The 17,848-nt window shown below is 67.8% G+C and carries 19 protein-coding genes and 20 tRNA genes; 8 read left to right on the top strand and 31 right to left on the bottom strand.

Annotated elements, in window-relative coordinates; all coding sequences use genetic code 11:
* Nucleotides 1-33: 33 nt before the first annotated feature.
* The 3 genes from I0C86_RS41055 to I0C86_RS41045 all read left to right on the top strand — a co-directional run bounded on the left by I0C86_RS41055 (nucleotide 34) and on the right by I0C86_RS41045 (nucleotide 1,988).
* Complete coding sequence (locus I0C86_RS41055) at nucleotides 34-873, top strand: type I-C CRISPR-associated protein Cas8c/Csd1 (protein ID WP_196206694.1); 840 nt, start codon at nucleotides 34-36, stop codon at nucleotides 871-873.
* Nucleotides 874-970: 97 nt separating this feature from the next.
* Complete coding sequence (locus tag I0C86_RS41050) at nucleotides 971-1,522, top strand: hypothetical protein (RefSeq protein WP_196206693.1); 552 nt, start codon at nucleotides 971-973, stop codon at nucleotides 1,520-1,522.
* 100 nt (nucleotides 1,523-1,622) lie between these two features.
* Complete coding sequence (locus tag I0C86_RS41045) at nucleotides 1,623-1,988, top strand: hypothetical protein (protein WP_230395618.1); 366 nt, start codon at nucleotides 1,623-1,625, stop codon at nucleotides 1,986-1,988.
* Here the strand turns inward: I0C86_RS41045 and I0C86_RS41040 are convergent.
* Nucleotides 1,985-2,686, bottom strand: coding sequence for a hypothetical protein (locus I0C86_RS41040; protein ID WP_196206691.1), 702 nt, complete (start codon nucleotides 2,684-2,686; stop codon nucleotides 1,985-1,987). The genes I0C86_RS41045 and I0C86_RS41040 overlap by 4 nt on opposite strands.
* Before the next feature lie 260 nt (nucleotides 2,687-2,946).
* On the opposite strand from I0C86_RS41040, the gene I0C86_RS41035 reads away from it, so the two are divergent.
* A complete protein-coding gene (locus I0C86_RS41035; protein WP_196206690.1) occupies nucleotides 2,947-3,210 on the top strand; it encodes a hypothetical protein in 264 nt (87 codons plus the stop codon).
* On the opposite strand, the gene I0C86_RS41030 is transcribed toward I0C86_RS41035, so the two are convergent.
* The 8 genes from I0C86_RS41030 to I0C86_RS40995 all read right to left on the bottom strand — a co-directional run bounded on the left by I0C86_RS41030 (nucleotide 3,207) and on the right by I0C86_RS40995 (nucleotide 9,255).
* On the bottom strand, nucleotides 3,207-3,779 hold the full coding sequence (locus tag I0C86_RS41030; protein WP_196206689.1) for a hypothetical protein: 573 nt from the start codon (nucleotides 3,777-3,779) through the stop codon (nucleotides 3,207-3,209). The two genes, I0C86_RS41035 and I0C86_RS41030, sit on opposite strands and share 4 nt — an antisense overlap.
* Nucleotides 3,780-4,171: 392 nt before the next feature.
* Nucleotides 4,172-4,687, bottom strand: coding sequence for a hypothetical protein (locus I0C86_RS41025; protein ID WP_196206688.1), 516 nt, complete (start codon nucleotides 4,685-4,687; stop codon nucleotides 4,172-4,174).
* A complete protein-coding gene (locus I0C86_RS41020) occupies nucleotides 4,684-5,337 on the bottom strand; it encodes a GNAT family N-acetyltransferase (protein ID WP_196206687.1) in 654 nt (217 codons plus the stop codon). Before I0C86_RS41020 ends, I0C86_RS41025 begins: the two co-directional genes overlap by 4 nt.
* 239 nt (nucleotides 5,338-5,576) lie before the next feature.
* Entirely contained in the window at nucleotides 5,577-6,044 is a 468-nt protein-coding gene (locus I0C86_RS41015) for a hypothetical protein (protein WP_196206686.1), read from the bottom strand.
* Nucleotides 6,041-6,340 carry a hypothetical protein gene (locus I0C86_RS41010; protein WP_196206685.1) on the bottom strand — a complete coding sequence of 100 codons (300 nt, stop codon included), beginning with the start codon at nucleotides 6,338-6,340 and terminating at the stop codon, nucleotides 6,041-6,043. Before I0C86_RS41010 ends, I0C86_RS41015 begins: the two co-directional genes overlap by 4 nt.
* Nucleotides 6,341-6,604: 264 nt before the next feature.
* On the bottom strand, nucleotides 6,605-6,808 hold the full coding sequence (locus I0C86_RS41005) for a DUF397 domain-containing protein (RefSeq protein ID WP_196206684.1): 204 nt from the start codon (nucleotides 6,806-6,808) through the stop codon (nucleotides 6,605-6,607).
* Entirely contained in the window at nucleotides 6,796-7,686 is an 891-nt protein-coding gene (locus I0C86_RS41000) for a helix-turn-helix domain-containing protein (protein ID WP_230395632.1), read from the bottom strand. Before I0C86_RS41000 ends, I0C86_RS41005 begins: the two co-directional genes overlap by 13 nt.
* Before the next feature lie 279 nt (nucleotides 7,687-7,965).
* Nucleotides 7,966-9,255 (bottom strand): helix-turn-helix domain-containing protein, encoded by a 1,290-nt coding sequence (locus tag I0C86_RS40995; protein WP_196206682.1) that lies wholly within the window; start codon nucleotides 9,253-9,255, stop codon nucleotides 7,966-7,968.
* A gap of 169 nt (nucleotides 9,256-9,424) precedes the next feature.
* Between I0C86_RS40995 and tgmA the strand changes: the two genes are divergently transcribed.
* The 3 genes from tgmA to tgmC are packed head-to-tail and all read left to right on the top strand — an operon-like array spanning nucleotide 9,425 to nucleotide 11,832.
* Nucleotides 9,425-9,718, top strand: a complete 294-nt coding sequence (tgmA, locus tag I0C86_RS40990) for a putative ATP-grasp-modified RiPP (RefSeq protein ID WP_196206681.1) — start codon at nucleotides 9,425-9,427, stop codon at nucleotides 9,716-9,718.
* 15 nt (nucleotides 9,719-9,733) lie between these two features.
* Nucleotides 9,734-10,693, top strand: coding sequence for an ATP-grasp ribosomal peptide maturase (tgmB, locus tag I0C86_RS40985; RefSeq protein ID WP_196206680.1), 960 nt, complete (start codon nucleotides 9,734-9,736; stop codon nucleotides 10,691-10,693).
* Nucleotides 10,690-11,832, top strand: coding sequence for an ATP-grasp peptide maturase system methyltransferase (tgmC, locus tag I0C86_RS40980; RefSeq protein WP_196206679.1), 1,143 nt, complete (start codon nucleotides 10,690-10,692; stop codon nucleotides 11,830-11,832). Before tgmB ends, tgmC begins: the two co-directional genes overlap by 4 nt.
* Before the next feature lie 65 nt (nucleotides 11,833-11,897).
* Here the strand turns inward: tgmC and I0C86_RS40975 are convergent, their stop codons facing one another.
* The 8 genes from I0C86_RS40975 to I0C86_RS40940 all read right to left on the bottom strand — a co-directional run bounded on the left by I0C86_RS40975 (nucleotide 11,898) and on the right by I0C86_RS40940 (nucleotide 15,042).
* Entirely contained in the window at nucleotides 11,898-13,334 is a 1,437-nt protein-coding gene (locus I0C86_RS40975) for a TROVE domain-containing protein (protein ID WP_230395617.1), read from the bottom strand.
* A gap of 1,128 nt (nucleotides 13,335-14,462) precedes the next feature.
* Nucleotides 14,463-14,535: transfer RNA gene (locus I0C86_RS40970), tRNA-Arg, on the bottom strand.
* 1 nt (nucleotide 14,536) lies between these two features.
* A tRNA-Tyr gene (locus tag I0C86_RS40965) sits at nucleotides 14,537-14,620 on the bottom strand.
* A gap of 1 nt (nucleotide 14,621) precedes the next feature.
* Nucleotides 14,622-14,695, bottom strand: a tRNA-His gene (locus I0C86_RS40960).
* A gap of 20 nt (nucleotides 14,696-14,715) precedes the next feature.
* A tRNA-Val gene (locus I0C86_RS40955) sits at nucleotides 14,716-14,790 on the bottom strand.
* A 4-nt stretch (nucleotides 14,791-14,794) separates the two neighbouring features.
* Nucleotides 14,795-14,881: transfer RNA gene (locus tag I0C86_RS40950), tRNA-Asn, on the bottom strand.
* Nucleotides 14,882-14,886: 5 nt separating this feature from the next.
* Nucleotides 14,887-14,961: transfer RNA gene (locus I0C86_RS40945), tRNA-Glu, on the bottom strand.
* A gap of 5 nt (nucleotides 14,962-14,966) precedes the next feature.
* A tRNA-Val gene (locus I0C86_RS40940) sits at nucleotides 14,967-15,042 on the bottom strand.
* A gap of 15 nt (nucleotides 15,043-15,057) precedes the next feature.
* On the opposite strand from I0C86_RS40940, the gene I0C86_RS45690 reads away from it, so the two are divergent.
* Nucleotides 15,058-15,939: a helix-turn-helix domain-containing protein gene (locus I0C86_RS45690; RefSeq protein WP_407676411.1), complete on the top strand. Its 882-nt coding sequence runs from the start codon at nucleotides 15,058-15,060 to the stop codon at nucleotides 15,937-15,939.
* Here the strand turns inward: I0C86_RS45690 and I0C86_RS40930 are convergent.
* The 14 genes from I0C86_RS40930 to I0C86_RS40865 all read right to left on the bottom strand — a co-directional run bounded on the left by I0C86_RS40930 (nucleotide 15,896) and on the right by I0C86_RS40865 (nucleotide 17,828).
* A tRNA-Met gene (locus tag I0C86_RS40930) sits at nucleotides 15,896-15,970 on the bottom strand. The two genes, I0C86_RS45690 and I0C86_RS40930, sit on opposite strands and share 44 nt — an antisense overlap.
* Nucleotides 15,971-15,972: 2 nt before the next feature.
* Nucleotides 15,973-16,046, bottom strand: a tRNA-Lys gene (locus tag I0C86_RS40925).
* A 7-nt stretch (nucleotides 16,047-16,053) separates the two neighbouring features.
* Nucleotides 16,054-16,126: transfer RNA gene (locus tag I0C86_RS40920), tRNA-Arg, on the bottom strand.
* Between the two features lie 57 nt (nucleotides 16,127-16,183).
* A complete protein-coding gene (locus I0C86_RS45685) occupies nucleotides 16,184-16,615 on the bottom strand; it encodes a group I intron-associated PD-(D/E)XK endonuclease (protein ID WP_407676410.1) in 432 nt (143 codons plus the stop codon).
* 234 nt (nucleotides 16,616-16,849) lie between these two features.
* Nucleotides 16,850-16,921, bottom strand: a tRNA-Arg gene (locus I0C86_RS40910).
* 1 nt (nucleotide 16,922) lies between these two features.
* A tRNA-Lys gene (locus I0C86_RS40905) sits at nucleotides 16,923-16,998 on the bottom strand.
* A gap of 4 nt (nucleotides 16,999-17,002) precedes the next feature.
* Nucleotides 17,003-17,086 (bottom strand) — tRNA-Ser (locus I0C86_RS40900).
* A 4-nt stretch (nucleotides 17,087-17,090) separates the two neighbouring features.
* Nucleotides 17,091-17,164: transfer RNA gene (locus I0C86_RS40895), tRNA-Pro, on the bottom strand.
* Nucleotides 17,165-17,169: 5 nt separating this feature from the next.
* Nucleotides 17,170-17,242 (bottom strand) — tRNA-Arg (locus I0C86_RS40890).
* 1 nt (nucleotide 17,243) lies between these two features.
* Nucleotides 17,244-17,320 (bottom strand) — tRNA-Ile (locus tag I0C86_RS40885).
* Nucleotide 17,321: 1 nt separating this feature from the next.
* Nucleotides 17,322-17,408: transfer RNA gene (locus tag I0C86_RS40880), tRNA-Ser, on the bottom strand.
* A gap of 4 nt (nucleotides 17,409-17,412) precedes the next feature.
* Nucleotides 17,413-17,488: transfer RNA gene (locus I0C86_RS40875), tRNA-Asp, on the bottom strand.
* A gap of 11 nt (nucleotides 17,489-17,499) precedes the next feature.
* Nucleotides 17,500-17,572 (bottom strand) — tRNA-Leu (locus I0C86_RS40870).
* Between the two features lie 182 nt (nucleotides 17,573-17,754).
* Nucleotides 17,755-17,828: transfer RNA gene (locus tag I0C86_RS40865), tRNA-Thr, on the bottom strand.
* Between the last annotated feature and the right edge of the window lie 20 nt (nucleotides 17,829-17,848).

Below are 17,848 nucleotides of genomic sequence, written 5' to 3'. Positions count from 1 at the left end.
CGCCAGCCCTCGCTACCCGACGAGCGGGCGCCGATGAACATCTTCGCCTCGCTGACCAGGTACGCGGCGACCGTCCCCGAGCTACCGCCGCCCTGCTACCGAGAGCGCCGGATCGACTGGGCTCTGCACATCCGATACGTCACCAACGACAACTCACCGCGGATCGATATCGAGCCCTGGGGCGAAATGAGTGTCGTGCCCACGATGCGGCGCTCCGGCCCCAAGCCCATGCCGTTGCTTTGCGTCGACAACGCCGCCTACGTGCTAGGCCAGGCCGGCGTGGGAGCCTCCGAGGCGCAGGCAACCAGCCGCACCAAGGCTTTCTGGGACCAGATGGGGCAGTGGTTGGCCAGCGAGCATCGTCATCCGGCCCTCGGCGCGGCCATTGTCCTACTTCAGACCCACGGCCGGATCGAAACCGAGCACGAGGTCGACGCACGGAACGTCGTCGGGGTGCGGATCGACGGGATCTGGCTGCACGAGTCCCCGGAGGCAGTCCGGTTCTGGGTCGAGACGGTGACCCGGCTCAAGGGCGGCCAGACCGGGTTGTGCGTGTCGTGCGGCCAGATCCGAATCCTCGCGGCGACGCTTCCGAACGCCATCCCTGCACACCTTGTCCCGGGGGCCGCATGGGAGGTCCAGCTGTCGGTGCTCACGGAGGCCGAGCGCAAAACGGCGGGGAGCGGTTTGCCGATTTGCGTGGCCTGCGGAGACCGGGCCACCGTGGCGTTGCAGCACCTGTTGGCGGACAAAAGGCGCACTCAGCGGATGCACGGGCAGAACTCCGCGACCGTGTCCTGGGGGCTCGACCCCGACGCCGACGAGGCGGTTCTAGGGCTGCTTTCGCAAGTCATGGAAGGCAGAACGAACTGATCCCGACCGCTTCCGCCGCGTCCCGACCGGGAGTCGGGTCGCGGCGGTGGCAGCCGAGTTCGGCAGCCACTCGAACACAAACGATCAGGAGACCGACATGCCCTGGACGACAACAACCACCTACGGCAGCAGGTTCGGCAAGGACGAGCAGTCGGACAGCATCTACGCCTACATCAACGGCGCTGACTACGGGTCGGAGCACGCAGGGACGGTCGCCGCGGCTCTTTTCCTCGAATTGCAGTTCGAGGTCGACGACCGTCTGCCCGAGGGTGTGATGTGGCAACCGCAAACCTCCGCGTTCGAGCACCCGCTCGACGTCGCGCTGCCCGACGAGGAGGAGATGACGGAGCTGTTCGCCGAGGCGTGGCGGGCTGTTGAGGTTCGGTACGACGAGATCGAGGTCCTGGCGCTGCTCGTCGACGCGCTCAACGCGTACCGGGGCAGCAACCCGTGGCAGGACGTCGTCATGGCCCCGTCGAACCCGATCGAGCTGGACCTGGCCGGCTCAATGGAGATCGACATGGATGCGGCCCGCGACCGCTTCGTCACCACCGCTGGCATCATCGTTCGACGCGACCCGTCCGGGACCTGGCGGGTGGCCGGCAAGCACGAGCCGACGTTGTCGGAAGGTCAGGCCGCCCGCGGGTGAGTGGTTCGACCGCTTCCGTCGTGTCCCGGCTTCCGGTCGGGGGGCGGCGGTGGCTGCCGACGCGCAAGCCACCCGAGGAGGAGACATGTACAACCAAGCGATGTCCACGTACCCATACCCGGTGTCCGCGCTGCCGTACTCCGCTCCCCCGGTGCCCGCGCCGCCGCACCCGACATACTGGGCGCCGCCGCCGTCGCACCCCATGTACTGGCCGCAGCCGCCGTATCAGGCGCAGATCAACCCCGGCCCGGTCGCCCAGCGCCCGGTTTGGGGCCCCGCCGACCGGCTGCCGCCTCGGCGGACAAACCGGGTCCTGACCCTGGGCCTCATCGCGATCGGGCTGTTCACGGTCCTTCCGTTGGCAATCCTGACCGCGCCCGTCTCGGTCCCGGTGGCAGTCATCTGCGGGACGCTCGTCGGCTGGCCGACGGTCGGCGTCCAGATTCGGCGCTGGCGCGGGCGCTAGTCGACCTCGGCGCGTCGCTGCTCATGCTCCGGCGGGAGCAACACCGGTGGCACGTCGAGCCGGCGGGCGGCGGCGGCCAGGGCGTCGGCGGCGGCCTTCTCCCTGTCGATGCGACGGGTCGACCAGTCCCAGGCGGTCCGGGCCAGCGTGTTGGCGCCGCGGCCGTACCGGGTGTCGGTGTAGTCCTCGACGAGCCGGACAAAGATCAGCTCCGGATACTGGGCGACCGACCTGGACAAGATCACCAACTTCGGCAGGCGTCCACTGTCGGGATGCTGGGTCATGTAGCCCGCGGGCATGACGTCGGTGCGGCCGTCGCGCCAGGCGTTGACCATGTCGGCGACCTCGGGGAAGTCAGTGATCACCGTGACGGGGTTACGTTCGCGGGGAAAGAGGGACCGCATCCCCCAGAACAGGCCGCGGGCCTCTGCGCCGACGACCTCGTCGCCGCCTACCCGTCGCGGTACCGGGCTCGCACCGAGGCCCCAGTGTCCACTGCTGGCCAAGTAGCCCCAGGCCAGCGGCGGAACCGTCGGCCCGTCTTCTTCGATCCAGCCGACGGCGGCCAGCTCGACCCGGTCGCCGGGCGGCACGTCGAGGCCGGCGAGCTGTCCCCGGATCAGCCACGGTTCGCGTTTCGTCGCGGAGCCGCGCATCCGCTTGATCTCGGGCTCCTTGGCGCGCCGCTGTGTCTCCACGACCGGGTCATCGCAGACGCCCCGCGGCCACCGCTCGCGGGCTTCCGGTGGGTGAATCCAGCGGATCTTGGGCGGGGGCCCGGGTCGGGGCGGGCCAGTCGTCACCGACGGGTCCGGTACGCAGATGACCAGGCATTTGTCGCAGATCATGACCTTGGTTCCGGGTTGCACCATCCCGCACCGCCCCTCGTTGCCCGCCTGGCGGGCAAGCCTAGACGACCGGCCGACCGTGCCGGTGGACCGCAACTACCATGGAGGAAATGATGACCGGCGACGACGCTTCGATGATCAAGGCGCTGGCGGATGCCGACCGCCAGTACGAGCACGTCAAGAAGACGCTGACGGACCTGTCCGTCAGGCGGGCCCGAGAGCTGCTGGCGACCGAGCCGAGCGAAACCGAGGCGTGGGCGCTTCTCGGTTTGGAAATGATCCGGGGCATGCAGCTGGAGGGCGAGAATCAACGGTTCGCCGCGGAGCTGCTGGCCGCCGCCGCCATCCAGATAGCGAAGAACTCACGCCCTTAGTCGGGCGCGGCGTCCGGTCCGGTGCCGCGCGCCACCTCGTCGGTGCCGCCGTAACAGGTGATGTCGGCACGCTCCTCGACCAGCTGCTCGGTCCCGGGCCACTGCCGGTACAGCTGGTTGAGCGCCAGGTCGAACGCGCGCTCGCTGTACGGCGTGGCGCTCATGCGCCGTATGGACCTGGCCACCCGCTGCGCGAACGCGGGTGGCCAGGTCACTTGGCGCATCGCGCGGATGATGCCGGTGTCGGCGTCGACGAGGAGCACCAACAGGAGCAGGTGGTTGTCGCCCTGGTGGTCGAAGGTGACCGGCTCTGATTCGCGGCCCGGGTGGTACGGGGCGTCCGACCATGGGATCGCGGTCCCGAACTTGAAGGCGAGCAGGCCGACGTGCTCGCTGTCGATCCAGGCGAACCAGGGAGCCCCCCGGCGTAAGTCTGCGATCTCCTTCGCGCTCGGGCGGGCGAAGAACAAGATCAGCTCGGGGCCGGCGGCCGTGAACCGCAGGTAGGTGCCCTCGTTCCAGCTGGTCCGACTAGCGTTGTACAGACCCCCGACGCGGTATGCATGCATGCCGATGCACCGTACCGGCGGTCACCCGGGAGACACCGCCGGCTCGCCGGAATCCCCGCACACACCGCCCATTGACGCGAAACGGCCCCACCACCCGACGCACGCGAACCGTCGGGCGGTGGGGCCGTTTCGTCAGCGCCTCAGGACTACCTCTTCCTACAACCCGGGCAGGTCACGCTCGCCGGATTGGTCGTCACCTCTTCGGTGGGCGACTGCGTCTTGATCTCCTGGACGCTCGCCCCACAGTCGGTCGTCTTGGCGTCGCTGGTCGGGATCTTGTGGATGTACAACTCTGCCCCCTTTCGTCGACTTCCTCTACGCGGCAACCCGCCGCGAGTCGTGAGGACGGCGTCGTCGAGGCCGCCGTCGGGAGGTGCGCCGATTCGGGAACGTCACTCGGTGATGGGCTCGGGCGGGTCGGCCTGCAGCAGCATCGCCGTCTGCAATGTCCCGTACCGACGCGTCCGAATGATCTTGTCCGGCCCGGCCGGCTCGACCGACTGATAGCCAAACCGCTTCCACCAGTCATGCCGAGCGTCATCGGTCGCCGGGATGTCGGTCCGCACCGGCAACCCCGCCGCCCTGGCCCGGTCGTGGACGTACCGCAGCATCGCCACGTCGCGGCCACGGTCGGGCAGGGCCGCAAGGTCCGAGACGTACACGGCAGGGACGCCGTCAGTCCACAGCGAGTGCCCTCCGGCGATCCGAGCAACAGCGAGGATCCTGCCGTTGTCGTCGCGCAGCACGTACTGCGCACCGGTGCTGATCGCATGGATGATTCGACGGGCCGGGTACGGCCACGGCCACGGCGCACGCCGACCGAGCAGGCTGGCGCTGGTCGACAGCATGTCGAAGAAGTGGCAGATGGCGGCGATATCCGCCCGGCGGGCCTGACGCGGGCCGCTCACGACACCGACACCGGTGCGGGCGGGCGCGTCATCGGCCACAGGCGCGGTCCGCCGTCCGGAACGTCGAACGGCTCACCGGCCTGCCAGCCCTGGGCCTTGAACCATTCCATCGCGCGCACGTCCGGCACGTCGACGTGCGCGAGAACACCGTCCTCGTCGGCGCGGCGGTGCAACTCGGCCAGGAGGGCCCGGCCGATCCCCCGACCGCGCCTCTGCGGCAGCACCGCGAGGTAGGCCAGGTGCAGGTGCGGTTCGGTGGGCCGATGTTCGAGGCTTGCCCGCTCGATCGAGAGCAGCCGGTCGCCGAACGTCGCCGACGGGGCGCGCAGCCGGACCTGGCGACTGTCGGCGACCACCTGTCGATGTTGTTCGTTGAGCTGGCTCTGCGAAGACGTCCAGGCGATGATGCCGCCCTGCCCGTTGTCGATCATCGCCTCGCCGGCGAAGTGGAGGTACCCCAACTCGACTCCGGCGATCCGCCGGCAGAGCCTCAGGGCGTCAACCTCGCTGCTGTCAGAGCCGGCAAGCCAGCGAAGGAGGTCGCCGCGGCCGAGGGTGGCGGTGAGTATCGCCGCGGCCTCGCCGAGGTCGACGTCTTTCGTCCGCCGAACAACCAGTTCCAGGTTGATCACCGCTACCTCGTCGATCACTGCTACCTCACCCTCTTCGTCTCGCCCGCCCCGGGGAGGGGCCGGCACGTTCGATTGCCCGCGTACGTGCCGGCCCCTCGGGGACCTGACCGCGTATCGCCTCCGCAAGGCCAGGTCCGACCTCGGTCACAGCCCCGGGGGGAGGCTTTCGTGGACCGAGGTCCGGCCGCGCATCCTCCCGGACGAGGTGCGCGGCAAGTGCTGAACGCCGCCCGGCGATGCCGTCGGGCGGCAGGCTCCTATTCGTTTTCGTTCCAGCGAAGGACCAGCCTGCCCTGCGGCGTGATGCACACCCGGATCAGCAGGTGCCTCAACGCGCTCGCGTACACCCGGGGGTGCAGACCGGCGAAGTCGCCGACATGTCGCCGGGCAGCCTCGACCACAGTCTGTTCGACGACCTGCGCGTCCACGAGCTGCTGGTGGCACGCCTGCGGGCACTTGTACGACCGTGCGAGACCGGCGCGGGCGGCCATCGGGGCCATCGCCGATCCACAGGGGTCGCAGCAGGCCAACTCCCGCAGCAGGAACGGGCTCAGGTCCGTCACCAGCTCGCAGTGGGGCCAGGTGAAGACGAGCGGAGGGTGGACGTCGACAGGAAAGACGTCCACCCTCCCTGCGCGGCCGTCCGTGTCGTGCCCGCCGTCCGTCGACGCGGCGGGCGTCGTCGGGTACGGGCGGCGGGTGACGCCGCGCTCGATGGTGGTCATGCCGCTGCCCGCCGATCGTCGCCGAGAACCCCGAGGGCCCAGGAGGCGGGGTTGCAGGGCCACCGCTTGCGGCCGGCGCATCCGGGGCCGACGCAGCGGGGCGGGTCCAGGGACGGCGGCAGCAGGTGCAGGCGGTGAAGGTAACCGTCCGGGTGATGCTGTCCCAGCACGAGCTCTTCGGCGAACTGGCGCCGGTCCCACGGGCCCGCGAACTCCATCATCCCGTACCCCGGGACCCGGTCCAGACCGTCGTCGGGCAGCGACGGCGGGATAGTGCCGTCCAGGAGGAACGGCACGGCGTTCAGCTCGGAGGGGCCCCCCGTGACCCCGGCGCCGCCGGCCGCACGGATGGCATCGGCGAGCGGTGCTGGCCTCCAGGGAACCAAGTTGACCATGTCACACCCCGGGCGTGAGATCCGTTGGGAATGGTGCTCGGTGGGTCATTCCCAACCTGGCACATTCCCGAGATCGTTACAACCCCCTCACTCGGCGTGTAGCCGAAAAGGGGAACCGACACCACATGGTGTCGGTTCCCCGGGTTACGAAGTGGATCTAGCAGGTCATGCCTGCGGCGTTGCTCCACCTCGGACGAACGCCTTCCAGGCGGTCGCACTGAAGGTCAGCACCGGTCCGGTGCGGTCCTTGGTGTCGCGGATCTGGACGTTGACGCCGTTCACGGCGTCACGGAACTCGACGCAGTTGCCATCCTGGCTGCGAGTCGACTTCCGCCACGGGCGGTGCTGGCTGGGGATCAGGTTGGACATGACGACCCCTTTCGGGTCTTGGGCTTCGCCGACCCCATCTGGGCGGCGATCTTCCGGATGTACGTGACGGTCTCAGCGTCAGACAGCGCCACGGATACCAGCCTCTCAAAGAGGTTGGCGTGTAGGTCAACCAGCTCACGGTCGGTGAGGATGTGGTTGTCGATCTTAAATGAGTCGATGACGGCGATCTCTGGGGTTACCGGAGAATCCGGATAGTCGTACAGCAGGAACGGCGCCTGCGGCGCGTAACCGGCAGCCATCGGCGCGTCGTCGTCGTCTGACGTCGGATCTCTGGGCAGGACCCGGATGTTGATGTTGGGCAACCTCGCGAGATCAACCAGGTGCTCCAACTGCTCGATCATGACCGCCGTCGGGGCGATGCGGCGGGTCAACGCAAGCTCTTCGAGCAGCAGCGTGTAGCCGAAGTCCTCGTCGTACAAGCGTTCCTTGCGTCGCATCCTGCCGAGGACGACGCTCTTCACCTTCGCTTCGTCGGACGTGACGGCCCGAGCCCGGTGCAGCGCGTACGCCTCCGTTTGGGCGATCCCGCCAATCACATGCGACTGATACTCACCGCACCGACAGGCGCCGTAAGCAAAGTTCGCGAACACGTTCTGATGCTCGTCGGCGCCGTACGCCCGCCCGTCCCACCAGCAGGGAGTAGCGGCAGCGACCGCCGTCTTGACCAGGCGATCATGGGCCGAACCGGACAGTCCAAGGCTCGATGCCATCTGGCCAACATGTACGGGGTTGCAACGACGCCCGAGGCTTTCGATGCTTACGGTCGGAGCAAGATGACGGTAGATCGTCTGGCGCGACAGGCCGCACAGCCGGGCCAGCTCCGCCTGCGTAATTTTCTTGGCTCCTTCGAGCTGCATCAACCTCTGCAACTCCTGCGCCACGCGTACGCGCAGTACGAGTGGACTGGTTGCCATCCGAACCCGCCTCCCGACGTGGGTCAGCCCCAGACTGGGACACCCGCCTGTCCCAGTCAGAGTACCCGGGTCTCAATGGCCATGGATACCTACACCCAGCGGGTGCAAGAGATGACCTTCAGTCGATAGACTTGACCCTTCAGGTTGGGATATGCCGCACGAGGGAAGGCCCCGGAGTCAGCGTCTCCGGGGCCTCTTGTGATCGACGAGTGCGTGGCCCGGCTACATCGACACACCCACGCGCGTAGCGAACTGCCGTAGGTCCGGTAACTCGCTACACGCGCCACCGGCAAGCAGGCGACTTGTCAGCTGCTTTGCCCAGGGGCGGTACCGAACCTCCTGCGGCGCGGCCCGCTCTGCCTCGCGCAGCGCCTCGTACGCCCGGCCCGGCCGGCCCCGGCCCACCCACGACAAGGCCGCGTCCTCCCAGTACCGGGCCCGGCGCTCCGGAGTGGGCAACAGGTCGAGTCGTACCCGACCGATCAGGCTCACGGCGTGGCCGTAATCGCCGAGCATCCTGGCCACGCCCGCCTTGTACAGCGTCAGGTCGTTGGGGGTGAACCCGCCGCCGCCGCGCCCGAGTGCCCCCTCCGCCTCCTCGACCAGAGTGAGTGCGTCGTCCCGCCGGTCGGCGATCGCCGCGGTGTACGCGGCGGTGGCGAGCATGCTCGCGTACAGGGATGCGTCGCGGCCGGAGGCGAGCCCGGTGTCGGCCCGAAGTCGTGTCGCGGCGTCGAGCAGGACAGGCTGTGCCTGTCGGGCCTGGCCGGTGCGCCGCATGACGACGGTCACGGTGCGGTCGACCAGGGCCACGATCGCCGGTTCGCCGCAGACGCGTGCGGCTTGGGACGCCCGGACGGAGCAGGCCGCGGCACCCTCGGTGTGATGCATTTTGATCATCAGTCGGGCGCCGAGGTCGTGAGAGAGGGCCACGAACGCCCCGGCGCCGGCCCGGCGATCGTGGGCCGTGGCGTCCCAGGTGGCTTCCGCGGCCTGGACGAGGCCCGGTAGCCGGCGGGCCAGCTGCTCGTATCGGGCCGCCGCGAAGTCTGCCCGGCCGGCGGCCAGCTCGGCACGAAGCCGGTCGAGCGAAACCGGCAGGACGGCAGCGGCCCGCGCAGCGGAGGGGCCGCCCACCGCCGGCGGGGTCGCGAGAGTGACCAGCACGCCGGCCAGGAGGTTCCTGCGGTCCATGTCGCCTCCGTCGATAGATCGCCCTTCCGGAACCCTAACCGCCGCCGTCGTGGCCGGCCGGTTGTTGACGGACGTCAGACCGAGCATTCCCGGCGGAATGCCGAGGGCGTCGGCCAGTCGGTGCAACACGTTCACGTCGGTCAGTTTGCGCCGTCCGGTTTCGAACCGGGACATGGTGGAGCCGGAATATCCGCAGAGCCTGCCGGCCTGCTCCAGAGACATCCGATGTGCGGTACGGGCGAGGCGAAGCAGCTCGCCGGGGTTGCCTACCGCTGCCTGGGCAGGGGGCAGCTGGTGCCATGGGGGTGATGTGGACACGATTACTCCCTTGACGGGTCGTGCGGCACCCCTCACCTTGCGTGATCGATTGCCGACTATGCAAGACCTGTGCGTAGGACGCACAACAGCTTTCCCGTCGCCGGTCATCAGGTCGAAGCTTCCCCCAGGGCCCGCCAGACGAGCCCCGACCTCAAGGAAGGAGCACTCGATGCCCACCCTGACCAACCCCGCTCCGGTCCAGCCGGCGGACACGGTGGAGACCGGCCGAGTCACCGCCGACCGGCCGTTCGGCCTGACCCTGTCCCGGCCGTCGACTCTCGGCGGCGAGCTGAACCTGACCGACGTGGTGTACGACCCGGCGGCGCAGATGCTGACCGGACGTAACGGTGAGCCCTTCGCCAGCAAGAAGGGGCCGTCCCAGGGCAGCGTCAACACGCCGTACAAGACGACCCACGACCACTCCTCCTGGCAGGACAGCAAGAAGGACACCTACTCCGACTGAAGGCGAGGCAAGGCATTGACCGTTCTGGTGATCACCGAGCCATGTGACGTGACTGTCGACCTGGTCATCCAGGAGCTGAACGACAGGCACGTACCGGTGCACCGGATCGATCTCGCCGACTTCCCGCAGGCACTGTCCGTGGTCGCCGCCGTCGGCGACCACGGACAGTGGGCCGGAACACTGGCGGACGATCACAGGTGCACCCGCCTCGAAGAGGTGCGCGCCGTCTACTTCAGGCGCCCCGAACCGGCCCGCCTGCCCGGGGCGCTCGATCCTTACGAGCGGCGCTGGGCGGCCCGAGAGGCAGAGCTCGGCTTCGGAGGGTTGCTTGCCGCACTACCGCACGCGCGGTGGGTCAACGACCCCCGGGCGAACGCCGCGGCGGACCGCAAGCCTCGACAGTTGGCGGTCGCGACCGGCCACGGGATGACCGTGCCCCAGACGCTGGTCACGAACGACCCCGAGGAGGCACGCCGGTTCGTCGCAGCCGCCACCGGAGGGGCGATCTACAAACCGTTTCACATGCGGCCATATGTCGACGCTGACACCGACCAGCTGATGGCCCTGGCCACCACGCCCGTGACCGCCGGCGACATCACCGACGCCGTTGCCGGCACCGCCCACCTGTTCCAGCACCAGGTGCCGAAAGCATACGAGCTGCGAGTCACCGCGGTCGGCGACCGCCTGTTCGCCGCCCGGATCGACGCCCACTCCGAGGCGGCCAAAATTGACTGGCGCACCGACTACGCCAACCTCGCCTACGCTGCCGTTGACCTGCCCAAGCAGGTGTCGAAGCAGCTGCACGCGATCCGCACCAGCCTCCGACTGACGTATGCGGCCTTCGACCTCATCGTCACCCCGGACGGCGATTACGTGTTTCTCGAAGTGAACCCCGACGGTCAGTGGGCCTGGATCGAGCACGAAACCGGCCTGCCGATCGCCGCCGCCCTCGCTGACACCCTGGAGAAAACGTGACCCTCACTCTCGATCACGAAGAGCTTCGCCAGCGGCTCGTGGCCAGGATCCGCCACAGCGGCCACCTCACCAACCCCCGCGTCGCCGCCGCGTTCGCAGCCGTACCCCGACACGTGTTCGCCCCCGCCGCCTACCACGTCGACGAAGCCGGCCAGGTCGGCGACGTCCTGCGCGGCGACCGCCCCGAGCAGCGAGCCGCATACCTGGAAGCCGTCTACTCCGACAACGCGATCGTCACCCAGGTCACCGCCGACGGACGGGTCACCAGCTCCTCCACCCAGCCCGGCGTCATGGCGGTCATGCTCGAAGCCCTCGACCTCGCCGGCAACGAACGCGTCCTGGAAATCGGCACCGGAAGCGGCTACAACGCCGCCCTGCTGTGCGCGCTCGTCGGCGAAACGAACGTCACCACCGTCGACATCGACCGCGACCTGGTCAACCAGGCCATCACCGCGCTCGGCGCAGCCGACTACCGGCCGGCCGCGATCGCCGCCGACGGACTGACCGGACACCCCCGGCGCGCACCCTACGACCGGATCATCGCCACCTGCTCGGTACGCCGGGTGCCGGCGGCGTGGCTGCGGCAGACCCGGCCCGGCGGGATCGTGCTGGCCAACCTCTCCTACGGCGTCGTGCCGCTGCGGGTCGACGACAACGGAAACGGCATCGGCCGGTTCCTGCCGCAGGTCGCGGCGTTCATCGAGGCCCGGCCCGCCGACGGCCCGCTCGGCCCGAGCGTCGACGAGATCGTACGCACATGCATGGAAGGCCGCGGTGCCGACAGCGCGGCCGACGTCCGCGCTGTCGAGCTGTTCACGGACCCGAACTGCGAATTCTTCTGGCACCTCGCGCAGCCCGACGTCTACCAGTGCGGGCCGCTGCTCGACGGCGGGGAGGTCCACTGCCTCGTCGACGGCGCCACCGGGTCGTGGGCGCGGGTACGCCACCACGGCGACGAGGTCACCGTCACCCAGGGCGGCGGCCGGCGGATGTGGGACGAGGTCGCGGCCTGGTGCCTGCGCTGGGACCAGGCCGGGCGACCGGGACATAATCGGCTCGGCCTGACCGTCACCCCGGAGGGTCGACAGACGGTGTGGGTCGACACCCCCACGGGGCGGTGGCGCTGGGACCTCGCCTGAGTAAGCGGACGCGAAAGCGGCGGTGAGCAACAAGCTCACCGCCGCTTGACCTCCCCAGGCCAGGTCTACCAGGGCCAGCTCTGCGAACGACCCTGTTCGATCAACCCAACGGCTCGGAACGCCTGGTCGGTCAGGCCACCAAAGGTGTGCCTGGTGCCGGATCCCGACGCGGTGGAGCCGACCCGGTATCCGGCGATGTTCCAGGTGTAGACCGGGACGGTCGTCGGCACGACCTCGTCGATCGAGCGATACCTGTGGGCCGTGTTCTGCTCGTCGGTCACGATCACCACCCGGTCGTGGCCCGCGAAGTGATCCCCCGCCGCGCCGAACGTGTCGGTCCCGTCCACCGAGTGGAACTGGCCCATCAGCCGCAGCAGCGCCCCGCCCCGGCGGAACGGCACCCGATACGACTGCGCCCCGTAGCCGACCAGGGTCGCGTCCGCAGCTCGCAGGGCCACCGCCCCTCCGAACAGTGTCGCCAGGTCGTTGTTGGCAACGTGCTCGCGCTCCTGCTTCGACGAGAAGGAGTAGCCGGGGAACATCGACGGCGACTGGTCGACGAGGACCAACGTCCGCCCTGGCAACGACGGCACGTTCGCCAGCGACGCCTGCAACGCCTTCTCCAAAGGCTGTCCCCACCGAAGCGACTCCAGCGCCTTGTAGGCGGCGAAGATCTGGAACGGGAACAGCCGAGACCCGGCGACCTTCTCCGGGTCGGCGATCCGCGCCGCAACGCGTTCCGCCACCTCGTCGGACACGCCGGCGTCGTCGAAGTTGCGCAGGTTCGTCAGCAGCGCCTGGTAACCCATCGTCGGAATGATCTGCGACCAGACGTCAGCATCGAGCGGGCGCTGCAGCCAGCCGGCGACCGCACGCCACGTCATGCCGGCCGCCCGCAGGCGGTCCGTACCGTCAGGCGCCAGCAGTGCGGCGCGGCGCCCGTCGAGCGGCACGGCTGTCAACTCCGAACGCGACCGCAGCATCGCCAGCTCCGCCGGAATTTCCCCGGCCCGGCCGCGCATCTCGCCGTGGAGGTAGCCGAACAGCGTCCGCTGCGTCTCGTCGGAGCTCGCCGGGTGAACCAGGTCCAACACCCGGGCGAATCGAAACGCCGCCTCGACCCGGTCGTACTTCGCCCAGCCGTACTCTCCGTACAACCGCAGAACCGCCCGGGCGACGCCCTTCTTCAAACCCTTCGGCAGCGACATGCCGTAACGGGACGTGTAGTAGGCCAGGATCTCGCCAGGCTCGTCCGCCCGCTGCAGGACGCCGTCGACAACCTCGGGAACCTGGCCAGCCGGATCCGGCTGGCCGCGCCGGGCGGCTACGAACTCCGCGGCACCGATCAGTGGCGCCGTGCGCAGGTTTCCCTCACGGCGAAGCCACGGCAGGAACCCGGCCAGCCACGCCGGATCGCTCACCGTCACCGCCGCGACCAGGTCGCGGAACCGATCCAGTCGGGCGTCCGCCTGCTCGTGGAACTTGTTCTGCCGCACGTTCATCAGCGAAATGCCGAGCAGGTACAGCTCAGAAACGGCATCACGAAGATGACCGGGGCGCCCTCCGGCACCAACCGCGGCGCCTTCGGTGCGGACGGGCGAGGTCACGGCCGGGCGGACGCGCGTCTTGTTGAACGTGGACATCGAGCTCAACCCCTTCGGGAATAAGCCGGGGGGAGCATTTCGACAAGCGGACCGGTCGGTGGTCGGAGGTGACGGCGGCGTTTCGCGTTCCATTGCTCTGCCATTGAGCTACGCCGGCCAGGCCGGCGACAGGACTCGAACCTGCAACCCTCGGATTAAGTGGAGTAGCCGCAGTCTGGGCACCGACCGGTCCGCTTGTGAAGTTGTCCCCCCGGTGGTCAAAGTGAGCGGTCTCGATTTCTCAACCAGAAGGAGGTGTAGAGACTGCTCGGGGCACCGGAGGTGTCTCACACGCTACCGCGATGGACCGTCCACCGCGAGCGCGTTTCGTGCTCGCTCGATCGAGGTTACCGCCCGGCGGCAACTCCGGTCAAGCATCTACGTCGTGAGCCCCGGTGTCGAACCGGGCAGACCGGGGACATGACTCCCAGCTGAGCAGCCAGCGCTCGCCCACGAAGATCCACGGTGGATGGCGTCGAGCCGGGACTCGAACTGAACGTCGCGCCTCCTTCGGTATCCTTGGCGAGGACGGGGCCTCGTTGGATCTAACGCAGGAGGCAGGGGTGAACTTCGATCTATGCGTCCGACATGACGGCCGGACACTCTTCGAAGACGCGGAGGGTGCAGCCCGGCGGTTGATTAGTCAAGCGAAGAGAGATCTGCAGCTAAGCGAGGTACTTCACCACTCGCACCAGTGCCCCCGTTGCGGCAATTGGTACGTTCCGGCTGAAGTCTGCCGGAAGCACCCCGAGAAGCGGGCCTTCGATCTTCTCTCGGAAGCGAAGAAGTCGGCTGCACGAATTGCCCGCATGCCGGGCGCCACCATGGTAGAGCCGTATCCCTGCGGCCGATGCGGAAAATACCACCTTATGGGTACTTATGGGCGCCCGGAGACGAAGCCCGCATTCAGGGTGAGTAGACGCGTGGGCGATCGTCACGGGAAGCGCAAGCAGAAAGACAAGCGCGACAAGCGCATACCTTAACGATCACTCCCGGACCGGTTCGAACGGCCGACATCCAGGTTCGAAGCCTGGCGCTCTATCCGCTGAGCTACGGGGGCATGGTGTGCGTCCCTGGACTCGAACCAGGCGTGCCGAAGGCAATGGTTTTACAGACCACCGGGCGACCTGCCGCCCACGACGCACTTGGGGTGACTGACCGGAATCGAACCGGCACCACCAGGACCACAACCTGGCGCTCTACCGTTGAGCTACAGCCACAACCTCGGCCTTTCGGCCAGTACCCGCAGAGGGACTTGAACCCTCGAAACCTCCGCCGTGTGAAAGCGGCGCTCTGCCAGCTGAGCTATACGGGCATCGCTCTGGCGACAGGACTCGAACCTGTAGAGGACTTTCGCCCGCCGGGTTAACAGCCCGGACCGCTACCAAATTACGGTTTACGCCAGATCGAGCAGCGCGGACGGGATTCGAACCCGCAACATGTCCTGCTTGAAAGGCAGGCGACTCTCCCATTCGTCCACCGCGCCATGCGTGTTCCGAGCTGGATTCGAACCAGCGGCCTCCGCCGTGTCGAGGCGGCGCTCTGGACCAGACTGAGCTACCGGAACAAGTACTGTCCGTTCGTGACCACCCCGACCGGACCGATCACCAGCCGCCGTCGCCTGCGTACCGCGCTGCGTCAAGCCCGACTGCGGGCCGCGATGCCGCTCGACGCGGTTGCCAAGGAGCTGGAGGCATCCGTGTCCAAGCTCGTCCGGATCGAGTCCGGGGCCGTCACCGTTTCTCCGGGCGACCTACGTGTCCTACTCGACCTGTATGGCGTCACCGGCAGCGCCGAGCGCGGGGAGCTACTGCTGCTTGGCCGCCAGGCCCGGCAACGCAGCTGGACGGGCAGGTACCACGACCGGGCGCCAGCCGGCCTGCTGCGGTACGCCGACTACGAGAGTGAGGCGCGCCAGATCCACCAGCACCACCCACTGGTCATCCCACCGCTGCTCCAGACCTCCGCGTACGCGGCGACGCTCGCCGAAGCCGGCGTCCCGCGCCTGCGCCGCAAATACCGCGACGGATACCTGGATCTGCTCGCCGAACGGCAGTGGCGGATCTTCACGCTGGCGGCGGCGGAGCTGGCGTTCGTCGTCGACGAGACCGCGTTGGCCCGACCGATCGGCGGACCCGACGTCCATCGGAAACAACTCACCCACCTACTGGAGGTGGCCGAGCACCCACGCGCCCGGATCGTCTCGCTGCCGGTCGGGCCGTACCCCGGCCTGGACGTGCCGTTCACCATGCTGACCCTGTCGACCAGCGACACCGACCTGGCATTCGTCGACGAGCCCGGCGGTGTCGACGAGATCCAGGAAGCGGTCGTTGGCGGATACCGTCGAGCGTTCGGTTGGCTGCTCGGTACCGCAGTCGACGCCCGGCCGGTCATAGAGCGCCTGCGCGCGGAGTTGTACGTGGGGGCGGGACCGGGAGTCGAACCCGGGGCCTGCGGCTTATGAGGCCGCCGCGCTACCACTGCGCCATCCCGCAAGTGGGTCGCCTCGGACTCGAACCGAGAACCCGTGGAGTAAAAGTCCACTGCTCTACGCCATTGAGCTAACGACCCAAGTAAATGCCCCGCGCAGGATTTGAACCTGCGACCTGCCGCTTAGGAAGCGGTTGCTCTATCCCCTGAGCTAGCGGGGCGGAAAGTACGCGATACCCTGGTTTGGAGGCCCTACCCCGCGCTTGCAGTCAGCCGAGCTACGGTGGGCCATCCTGAAGAAATCCCGAATACTTTGTATCCAGCACAATGTATTTTTTCTCGGCAATGACTGACAGCGGAATCAGATACACGTGACGCGACGCCGTCAAGATGAAGAAGTAGTCCACCTCCCCGGAGGTATAGGACACCTGGCGCATCTGACCGTGTGCATTGCGTACGCCGCTGGCGTCGTATATGCACCGATGCAGGTGAACCCGGTATCGCCCAGTCTGCGTCTCCCGCGACCGCGTCGTTTTCACCTGAATGCGCCGAAGCCCTCCGTCCGACTCCGTGACGAGGTCATACGGCACCGACTCCAGAGGCACCGAGACGGTGTACCCGCGCTCCATGAACCAGGCGGCAGCAAAGCTACTTCCTGCGCGGTGCGTAAGATGCGGCGCTCGCTTAAATTCATGTGGGGGCGCAACCACGGGTAAGACACTGTGGCTCAGGTGCGCTATATCGAGACCCAACCTCTCTGCAACCCTCCGAATATGGGTCGTGCTGTAGTTTCGCTGCTTCCCGAGACACTTCAGGACGCCGGCCCAGTTCTTTGACCCGCGGATCGCCTCGGCCAGCTGCCCGTCAGAGTAGGTTCGACGATTAGGCACGTCTTCTACAATACCGCCCGCCTCCGACACTTTACCAAGCTAGCGGGGCATGAGTGCGACGCCCAGGAGTCGAACCTGGCACACTCGGCTTCGGAGGCCGAGAAGCGCATCCAGCGCACGCGCCGCATGGTACGCCGTGCAGGAATCGAACCTGCGACATTCCGATTAAGAGTCGGAAGCTCTGCCAACTGAGCTAACGGCGCAAGGCGGTGAGGGAGGGAGTCGAACCCGCAAACCTTTCGGTCAAACTGTTTTCAAGACAGCGCCCGTCGCCAATCGGGTGGCCTCACCAAAGTCGGGGTGGCCGGATTCGAACCGACGGCCTCCGCGTCCCGAACGCGGCGCGCTACCAAGCTGCGCCACACCCCGTTGCGTGCCCCTGAGACGATTCGAACGTCCGACTCCCGCATCCGTAGTGCGGTGCTCTATCCACTGAGCTACAGGGGCATGGTGTCGTCGGGAGGGGTCGAACCTCCGGCCTCGGAGTTATCAGCTCCGCGCTCTGACCGACTGAGCTACGACGACATGGCGGAGAGTGCCGGATTCGAACCGGCGGCAGTGTTACCTGCTCGGGGTAGCAACCCGTCGCCTTGGACCGCTCGGCCAACCCTCCATTGCGGTGACGGCGGGATTCGAACCCGCGCCCTCTTCCTTGACAGGGAAGCGCCCTGGACCTGACTGGGCGACGCCACCATGATGTTGCGTGCCCGGGAGAGGAGTCGAACCTCCAACAACGACGGTCTGAGCGCCGCGCCTCTACCGTTGGGCTACCCGGGCATGGACTCCGTCCAGTACCTACCTACCATCCTGTGGACGACCTCGGTATCGAACCGAGCGGGCGCTGCTTGCAAGGCAGTGCTGCGCACCTGCGCGTCGCCCAGAGAGCCAACGGGCCGACTCGAACGGCCTCCTTTCGCTTACGAGGCGAATGCACCACCAGTCGTGCTGCGTTGGCATTGAGCCGGTGGCCGGGGTCGAACCGGCGGCATCCCGCTTACAAGGCGAGCGCTCTGGCCATCTGAGCTACACCGGCATTCGCCGACCCTTCCGAGC

It is taken from the genome of Plantactinospora alkalitolerans (assembly GCF_015690345.1).
GTDB lineage: Bacteria > Actinomycetota > Actinomycetes > Mycobacteriales > Micromonosporaceae > Plantactinospora > Plantactinospora alkalitolerans.
This window is presented reverse-complemented; position numbering and strand designations above follow the sequence as displayed.

Excerpts from the sequence above, each read along its gene's own strand:
- tgmA (WP_196206681.1), top strand. The coding sequence starts at position 9,425 with ATGCCCACCCTGACCAACCCCGCTCCGGTCCAGCCGGCGGACACGGTG.
- I0C86_RS41035 (WP_196206690.1), top strand. The coding sequence starts at position 2,947 with ATGATGACCGGCGACGACGCTTCGATGATCAAGGCGCTGGCGGATGCC.
- I0C86_RS41000 (WP_230395632.1), bottom strand. The coding sequence starts at position 7,686 with ATGCAGCTCGAAGGAGCCAAGAAAATTACGCAGGCGGAGCTGGCCCGG.
- I0C86_RS41050 (WP_196206693.1), top strand. The coding sequence starts at position 971 with ATGCCCTGGACGACAACAACCACCTACGGCAGCAGGTTCGGCAAGGAC.
- I0C86_RS40975 (WP_230395617.1), bottom strand. The coding sequence starts at position 13,334 with ATGAACGTGCGGCAGAACAAGTTCCACGAGCAGGCGGACGCCCGACTG.
- I0C86_RS41030 (WP_196206689.1), bottom strand. The coding sequence starts at position 3,779 with ATGCATGCATACCGCGTCGGGGGTCTGTACAACGCTAGTCGGACCAGC.
- I0C86_RS41015 (WP_196206686.1), bottom strand. The coding sequence starts at position 6,044 with ATGACCACCATCGAGCGCGGCGTCACCCGCCGCCCGTACCCGACGACG.
- I0C86_RS41045 (WP_230395618.1), top strand. The coding sequence starts at position 1,623 with ATGTCCACGTACCCATACCCGGTGTCCGCGCTGCCGTACTCCGCTCCC.
- I0C86_RS41005 (WP_196206684.1), bottom strand. The coding sequence starts at position 6,808 with ATGTCCAACCTGATCCCCAGCCAGCACCGCCCGTGGCGGAAGTCGACT.
- I0C86_RS41055 (WP_196206694.1), top strand. The coding sequence starts at position 34 with ATGAACATCTTCGCCTCGCTGACCAGGTACGCGGCGACCGTCCCCGAG.